This is a genomic window from Kitasatospora sp. NPDC001539 (assembly GCF_040298565.1).
Lineage (GTDB): Bacteria > Actinomycetota > Actinomycetes > Streptomycetales > Streptomycetaceae > Kitasatospora.
Map to the genome: position 1 here is coordinate 1 of NZ_JBEPAK010000307.1, position 7,298 is coordinate 7,298.

Below are 7,298 nucleotides of genomic sequence, written 5' to 3' on the forward strand. Positions count from 1 at the left end.
CCAGGACGGCACCGCCTCGGCCCACGGCCCGTACCGCAGTAGGTCCACCAGCGCGACGACGGCCACCAGCAGGCCGGCGGACCAGCCGCCGAACCGCCGGGCGAGGCCGGCGCAGAGCGGGGTGAGCGCGGTGAGCCCCAGGTACACGCCGATGTACCAGAGCGGCTGCACCACCAGCGTGGCGCCGGTGCGCAGGGTGTCCGCCGGGACTCCGAGCCGGGGCAGCAGCGGGATCAGCAGTGCCCAGACGGCCGTCACGCCCAGCACCGGGCGCAGCAGCCTGACCGTCCGGCCGCGCAGCCAGCTCCCGTACGTCAGGCCCTTCTCGCGGGCCCGGTCCAGCGAGCGGACCGAGGAGTGGCCGCCGACGAGGAAGAACACCCCGAGCATCTGGAGCACCCAGCTGACCGGGGCGAAGAAGCCGAGCGAGGAGAGCGGGCTGGCGTTGTGCAGCGCGCCGTCGGGGGACAGGGTGAGGCCGCCGAGCATCCAGTGGCCGATCGGTACGGAGAGCAGGGCGAGGGCGCGCAGCCCGTCCAGGGCGCGGTCGCGGCTCGCGGGAGTCTTCGCGTCGACCTTCTCGGCGGCGCGGCGCAGGGTGGTGAGCGGGTGGGCCATGGCGGTGCTCCTTCCGGGGCGGGTTCCGACGGGGTCAGCCGCGCCCGAGGGCGATGGCGGCGTAGGCGGCGAGCGAGGCGGTGCCGGGGGCGAAGTAGCCGGAGTGGCCGTGGGATCCGGTGGCGGGCACGGGGCGGGCGCCGAAGCCGGGGGCGGTCGGGTCGGCGCCGTGGCCGAGGCCGAGCAGCCGGACGTGGGGCACGTCGCCGATCCAGTCGGAGCCGTTGCGGGCGGTGGCCCAGAGCGGGACCCCCGGGTCGAGGTCGGCGCCCGAGTCGACGCCCATGCCGGGCGAGCCGAGCACCACCAGGCCGGAGGCCCGGGCGGGGCCGGGGCGGGCCAGGCCGCACACCACCGAGCCGTAGCTGTGGCAGAACACCGTGGGCGGGGCCTGCGGCCGGGTGCTGACGGCGAGTCCGTCGAGCAGCCGGGTCAGCCGGGTGGCGCCGGCCCGGGCGAGGTCCTCGGTGGCGGCGTCCGGACCGAGTCCGACGGGCGTGGTGTAGCCGGCCCAGGCGATCACGGCGGTCTGTCCCCCGGTGGCCCCGTGCAGGGCGCGGGCCATGCCGGCGGCGGTGCCGTACGGGTCGCCGGCGCGGTCGAAGCTCTGCAGGTCGGTGTCCGAGCCGGGGACGACGACGGCGGTGCGGCGGGCGGTGGCGAGGTCGCCGTACACCTCGGCGACCTGGCCGCGGCCGCGCGGGTCGAACGCCAGGACGTGCCGGCCGCCGTCCAGCAGGGTCCGGTAGCGCTCGGCGCGGGTGCGGGCGGCCCGGTGGTCCTCCGGGGTGAGGGCGGGGTCGGTGGCCCGGGCGAGTTCCCGGGTGCGTTCGGCGGTGAGCGCCAGGGCGTTGGCGCGGTAGCGGAGCTCGACGGGCGCGCCGTCCAGGTTGCCGACCACCAGCGGGTGCCGGGTGGCCAGGGCGTCCTGCTGGGCGGGCGTCAGGGCGCCGAAGAAGGCGGCGATCCCGGCGGGCGTGGTGGTGGCCGGGTCGGGCAGCCGGAGGCCGAGGGCGGTGTCGGCGGTCCAGGCGGCGCTGCCGGGCGGCGGACCGGTGACGGCGCTCTGGGTGCCGGCGGCCCAGCCGCCCGCGCCGAGCACCGCCGCCAGTGCCACCGCGGTGGCGGCGATCCCCCGCCTGACCCGAAACCTGCGCATGTCCCTGCTCCCTCGGCCGTTCGGCGTTTCCGACGAAGAGGAAGGTAGGAATGCGACGGCCCCGCGGACGTCAGACCGCGGGGCCAACTCCCGGGTGCTACCCGGGTATCAGGAGGGCTGTCAGGCCTGACCGGGCGTCACCAGACCGGACTCGTAGGCCAGCACCACGGCCTGGGCGCGGTCGCGCAGGTCGAGCTTGGCGAGGATGCGTCCGATGTGGGTCTTGACGGTCTGCTCGGCGAGCACCAGGTGCCCGGCGATCTCCTGGTTGGAGAGGCCGCGGGCGATCAGCTCCAGCACCTCCGTCTCACGCGGGGTCAGGCCGTTGAGCCGCAGCCTGGGGTCGCGGCGCCTGGCCGGGCGGCTGCGGGCGAAGTCCTCGATCAGCCGGCGGGTCACCGAGGGCGCGAGCAGCGCCTCGCCGTCCGCGACCACCCGGACCGCGGCGATCAGGTCGGCGGGCGGGGCGTCCTTGAGGAGGAAGCCGCTGGCCCCGGCGCGCAGCGCCTCGTACACGTAGTCGTCCACGTCGAAGGTGGTCAGCATCAGCACCTTGGGCCGGTGCGCGCCGGGCACGGCCGGTTCGAGCAGTCGGCGGGCCGCCTCCAGGCCGTCCATGACGGGCATCCGGACGTCCATCAGCACCACGTCGGGGTGGGTGCGTCCGCTGACCTCCAGGGCCTGGGCGCCGTCCGCCGCGTCCCCCACCACGTCGATGTCGCTCTGGGCGCCCAGCAGGGCGGCGAAGCCGGCCCGGACCATGGCCTGGTCGTCGACGATGATCACGCGGATGGTCATGCGGGTGTCTCCAGAGGAAGGTCGAGCGGCAGGACGGCGGCCACCTTGAAGCCGCCGTCCGGCAGCGGGCCGGTGTCCAGCCTGCCATCGACCAGCCGGACGCGTTCGCGCATTCCGACCAGACCCTGCCCGGTGCCCTCGACGGAGGCCTCCAGCGACTCGGTGCGCTGCGGCGGGGGCGCGTTGACCACGGTCAGCCGCAGCTCCGGGCCGTCCGCCGAGAGCGACACCCAGGTCCGCGCGCCGGGGGCGTGCCGGACGACGTTGGCCAGCGCCTCCTGCACGATCCGGTAGACGGACAGGCCGACGGCCTGCGGCACCCGCTCGGCCAGGCCGTCCTCGACGGCCAGTTCGGCGGGCACCCCGGCCCGGCCCACCGTCTCGACCAGCTGGGCGAGTTGGCCCACCCCGGGCTGCGGGGCCTTCTCCGCCGTGGACTCCTCGCTGCGCAGCACGCCGAGCAGCCGGCGCATCTCGGCCAGCGACTCGCGGGCGGTGCCGGCGATCGTGGCGAACTCCTCGGCGGCGTCGTCCGGCACGCCCTCGATCCGGTACGGCGCGCTGGCGGCCTGGACGGCGATCACGGACATGTGGTGGGCCACCACGTCGTGCAACTCCCGCGCGATCCGCGCGCGTTCCTCCAGCAGGGTGCGCCGCTCGCGTTCCACCTCGCTGATGTGCGTCTGCTCGGACAGCAGCCGGCGGGCCTCGGCGCGTTCCCGCAGGGCGCCGCCGAGCACCAGGACGGCGCCGGTCAGCGCGATGCCGAGGACGGCGTTGTCCGAGCTGTGGTGGGAGCTGGCGCCGACGAGCGACAGGACCAGCCCGGAGCCGGCGGTGACCAGCCAGACCGCGACCAGGGTGCGTCTCGGTTCGCGCAGCGAGAGCGGAACCATCAGGAACAGGTAGCCGATCAGGCTGGTGGGGATCCACGGCCAGGGAGCGCCGGATCCGTTGCCGACGGTGAGGACCAGCACGGCGGCCAGCAGGTCGGTGACGCCGATCATCCACCAGGCGGCCAGCGGCCGGCTCACGGCGAGCAGCAGCGGTGCGGTCTGCGCGACGGCGAGCGCCCCGGCCAGACCCCCGTCCAGCCCGTAGTCGTGGGCCATCACGTTGATCCCGCTCGGCAGCAGCGAGCTGATCGCGGCCACCGCGAGGACGTACGGGAGGTGGCGGATCCAGGGGCGGGAGGACTGGGCCAGCAGCGGGGTGTGGTCGGCGGACGGCCGGGCGAGCGTGCCGAGCAGCGCCCGCGCCGCGCCCGCGGGGCCGGACCGGGGGGACGAGACGATCATCGGGCCAGCCTAGGGGCGCGGGGCCCGTCCGGCGTCCGACCGGGGACCGGGATCCCCGGTAGTACCCGGGTATGACCCGGGCCCGTCCGGGGGCCCGGGTGACGGGCACTCACGGGCGCTCGTGCGTCCTCAAGGGGCGCACGGGCGCTCAGGGGCGCTCGCGCTCACGGGCGCCAGTGCCCCGCCAGGGCGGGTCCGAGTTGGTCGAAGTGGCGCTCGATCACCGCGACCATGCCCTCGGGGCCCGCCGGCTCCTGCTCGGCGGTCCAGGACAGGTGGGCGGAGCGCACCAGGCTGCCGAAGACGGCGGCCAGCACGACCGGTCGCAGGTCCTCGGCCGGGTCCAGCCCCTCGCGCTCGGCGAGCACCTCGACCACCAGCCGCTCCTGCTCGGTGACCCGCCGCAGGTGGGCGGCGAGCAGCGCGGGCGTGTCCTCGATGATCCGCAGCAGCTCCAGGGCGCTGCTGATCGAGCCGGGGCCGGAGGCGCGGTCGTTCCCGAGGTCCCGCCAGGCCTTGACGATCGAGGCGCGCAGGGCCTGGAGCGGGGTCTCCTCGGCCGGGCGGTGGCGCAGGCACTCGATGAAGTAGTCCTCGGCCTCGGCCATGACGGCGAGCGCGACCTCGTCCTTGTTGGCGAAGTAGCGGAAGAAGGTGCGCTGGGAGACGTCGACGGCGGAGGCGATCTCGTCGACGGTGGTGCGGGCGAAGCCCTGGCTGAGGAAGAGCAGGTGGGCGGCCTGGACCAGGGCGTCCCGGGTCTGCTGCTTCTTGCGCTCCCGCAGTCCGGGCGCCCGGCCGAGGCCCTCGGGGGTGCCGACGGGAGGAGAAGTGCGAGCGGCCATGGCGGGGCCTTCCGGGCGCTGGTGGGGCGGGTGGGAGCACAACCTTAGCCTCCTGCCAAATGTCAGTTCAGGCCACAAGTCATCGTTTGCCGATTGTCAGAGGCTAACATAATCTCCCGGGAGTGGCGCTCGTCGGCCGGGCACTCGTGGGGACGGGTGGGCCGTCGCAGCGCCACGACCACGTCCGGTCGTCGCAGCACCGCGTTCGTCCGAGTTCGATCTCCGCTACGCCCCCGGAGGGCCAGATGAGCCAGTCCGTCGCCAAGAACTCCAGGGCGGAGGCACCGCCGCCGCCGAATCCGCCCACCGGGGGAGGGCTCAAGGGACACCCCTGGCTGACCCTGCTGACCGTCGCGGTCGGCGTGATGATGGTGGCGCTGGACGGCACGATCGTCGCCATCGCCAACCCGGTGATCCAGGAGAAGCTGAAGGCCGCGCCCTCCGACATCCAGTGGGTCACCAGCGGCTACCTGCTGGCGCTGGCGGTCTTCCTGATCACCGCCGGCAAGATCGGCGACCGGTTCGGCCACAAGACCACCTTCCTGGTGGGCGCCGTCGGCTTCGCCGCCACCTCGGCCGCGATCGGCTTCGCCGGCAACATCCAGACCGTGATCGCCTTCCGCGTCCTCCAGGGCCTGTTCGGCGCGCTGCTCCAGCCCGCCGCGCTCGGCCTGCTGCGCGGGGCCTTCCCGGCCGAGAAGCTCAACATGGCGATCGGCATCTGGGGCGGGGTGATCGGCGCCTCCACCGCGGCCGGGCCGATCGTCGGCGGCCTGCTGGTCGAGCACGTCAACTGGGAGTCGGTGTTCTTCATCAACGTCCCGGTCGGCCTGATCGCGCTCGTCCTGGGCCTGTGGATCCTCCGGGACGTCCGGGCCGAGAACGCCGTCCGGTCCTTCGACGTGCCGGGCATCGCCCTGCTCTCGGCCGGGATGTTCGCGCTGGTCTTCGGCATCATCAAGGCCCCGGCGTGGGGCTGGGGCGACGCCAGGACGCTGCTGTTCCTGGGCGGCGCGGCGCTGCTGATGGTGCTGTTCGCGCTGTGGCAGGGCCGGGCGAAGGAACCGCTGATCCCGCTCAGCCTGTTCCGCTCGGTGCCGCTGTCGGCGGGCGTGCTGCTGATGGTCCTGATGGCCTTCGCGTTCTTCGGCGCGATCTTCTTCGTGACCTTCTACCTGCAGAACGTGCACGGGATGAAGCCGGTCGAGGCCGGGGTCCACCTGCTGCCGATGACCGGCATGATGATCGTCGGTTCGCCGCTGGCGGGCCTCGCGATCGGCAAGCTCGGCCCGCGGATCCCGATCACCGCCGGGATGCTGATCACCACCGCCGCGATGTTCGGCATGTCCACCCTGGACACCGGCTCGGGCACCGGCGCCATGTCGCTCTGGTTCGTCCTGATGGGCCTCGGCATCAGCCCGGTCATCGTCGGCGCCACCGAGGTCATCGTGGGCAACGCCCCGCTGGAACTGTCCGGTGTGGCCGGCGGCCTCCAGCAGGCCGCAATGCAGGTCGGCGGCAGCCTCGGCACCGCCGTGCTGGGCGCGCTGATGGCCGCCAAGGTCGGCGACGTGCTGCCCGGCAAGTGGGCCGCGGCCGGCCTGCCGCCGGTCGAGGGCGCACAGGCCGAGGGCCTCGAGCAGGCCGCCCAGCTCGGCATCGCCCCGCCGGCCCCGCCCGGCACCCCGCAGCAGGCGGTGGACGCGATGGCGGGGGCGGTGCACCAGTCCTTCGTCAGCGGCATGTCGCTCGCCTTCGCGGTGGCCGCCGTCGTGGCCTTCGCCGCCGCGGTGCTCGGGCTGCTGACCCGCCGCGGCAGCACCGACGCGGGCCCGGCCGTACACATCTGAGCGGACGCGCGCCACGGCGGCCCCGGACCCCACCGGTCCGGAGCCGCCGTCGTGCCGTGCGGGTCCGTGCCGTGCGGGCCCGTGCCGTGCGGGTCCGTGCCGTTCGGACCGAAGGGGTTCGGGCCGTAGGTGTTCGGAAACCGGGGCGTTCGGACCGGCTTTCAGGCCCGGGTGAGCGCCACCAGCGGGACCGTCCGCGCGTCGGTGCGGAAGCCGGCGAACTGCGGCTGGGCGGCGATCTGGCGGGCCCAGAGCCGCTCGTGCTCGGACGGGTCGACCGGGGCCGCCAGGGCCGGGTAGCGCTCGGCGCCGACCTCGACGGTGACCTCGGGGTGGGCGACGAGATTGCGGTACCAGGCCGGGTGCGCGGGGCTGCCGCCGTTGGAGGCGAAGACCACCAGCCGGTCGCCGTCCGGCAGGTGGACCAGCGGAGTGGTGCGCGGCTCCCCGCTGCGGGCGCCGACCACGGTGAGCAGCAGGAGCGGGGTGCCGGTGAACTCGCCGCCGACGGCGCCCTTCCCGGCGCGGAACTCGGCGATCACCCGCCGGTTGAACTCACCCGTGCCGTCGGCGGGTTCGGGGTGGTGCCGGGTGGTGGCCCCGGGTGCCTTCTCGTCCGTCATGCCGCCGAGCGTAGGGCCTCACACCGGTGTGAGGGTCAACCCCGCCGGCCGCCGAAGAAGCCGGCCGCCGAAGAAGCCGGACGCCGAAGGGGCCGGGCCCCCGACGG

7 protein-coding genes are annotated in these 7,298 nt (G+C 74.7%); 1 reads left to right on the plus strand and 6 read right to left on the minus strand.

The window, feature by feature from the left end; genetic code table 11:
* The 5 genes from ABT247_RS29980 to ABT247_RS30000 all read right to left on the minus strand — a co-directional run.
* A partial coding sequence (locus tag ABT247_RS29980) for an acyltransferase family protein (protein ID WP_350748716.1) occupies positions 1 to 618 on the minus strand: 618 nt, incomplete at its 3' end.
* A gap of 34 nt (positions 619 to 652) precedes the next feature.
* Positions 653 to 1,777: an alpha/beta hydrolase gene (locus ABT247_RS29985; protein WP_350748719.1), complete on the minus strand. Its 1,125-nt coding sequence runs from the start codon at positions 1,775 to 1,777 to the stop codon at positions 653 to 655.
* A gap of 120 nt (positions 1,778 to 1,897) precedes the next feature.
* The gene (locus ABT247_RS29990; protein WP_350748722.1) at positions 1,898 to 2,575 is read right to left on the minus strand and encodes a response regulator; all 678 of its coding nucleotides are present in this window, start codon (positions 2,573 to 2,575) and stop codon (positions 1,898 to 1,900) included.
* On the minus strand, positions 2,572 to 3,873 hold the full coding sequence (locus tag ABT247_RS29995) for a sensor histidine kinase (protein WP_350748725.1): 1,302 nt from the start codon (positions 3,871 to 3,873) through the stop codon (positions 2,572 to 2,574). Before ABT247_RS29995 ends, ABT247_RS29990 begins: the two co-directional genes overlap by 4 nt.
* Positions 3,874 to 4,037: 164 nt before the next feature.
* Positions 4,038 to 4,718 carry a TetR/AcrR family transcriptional regulator gene (locus tag ABT247_RS30000; RefSeq protein ID WP_350748728.1) on the minus strand — a complete coding sequence of 227 codons (681 nt, stop codon included), beginning with the start codon at positions 4,716 to 4,718 and terminating at the stop codon, positions 4,038 to 4,040.
* A gap of 245 nt (positions 4,719 to 4,963) precedes the next feature.
* On the opposite strand from ABT247_RS30000, the gene ABT247_RS30005 reads away from it, so the two are divergent.
* On the plus strand, positions 4,964 to 6,568 hold the full coding sequence (locus ABT247_RS30005; protein WP_350748731.1) for an MFS transporter: 1,605 nt from the start codon (positions 4,964 to 4,966) through the stop codon (positions 6,566 to 6,568).
* Between the two features lie 161 nt (positions 6,569 to 6,729).
* On the opposite strand, the gene ABT247_RS30010 is transcribed toward ABT247_RS30005, so the two are convergent.
* The gene (locus ABT247_RS30010; protein ID WP_350748734.1) at positions 6,730 to 7,191 is read right to left on the minus strand and encodes a nitroreductase/quinone reductase family protein; all 462 of its coding nucleotides are present in this window, start codon (positions 7,189 to 7,191) and stop codon (positions 6,730 to 6,732) included.
* Positions 7,192 to 7,298: the final 107 nt, after the last annotated feature.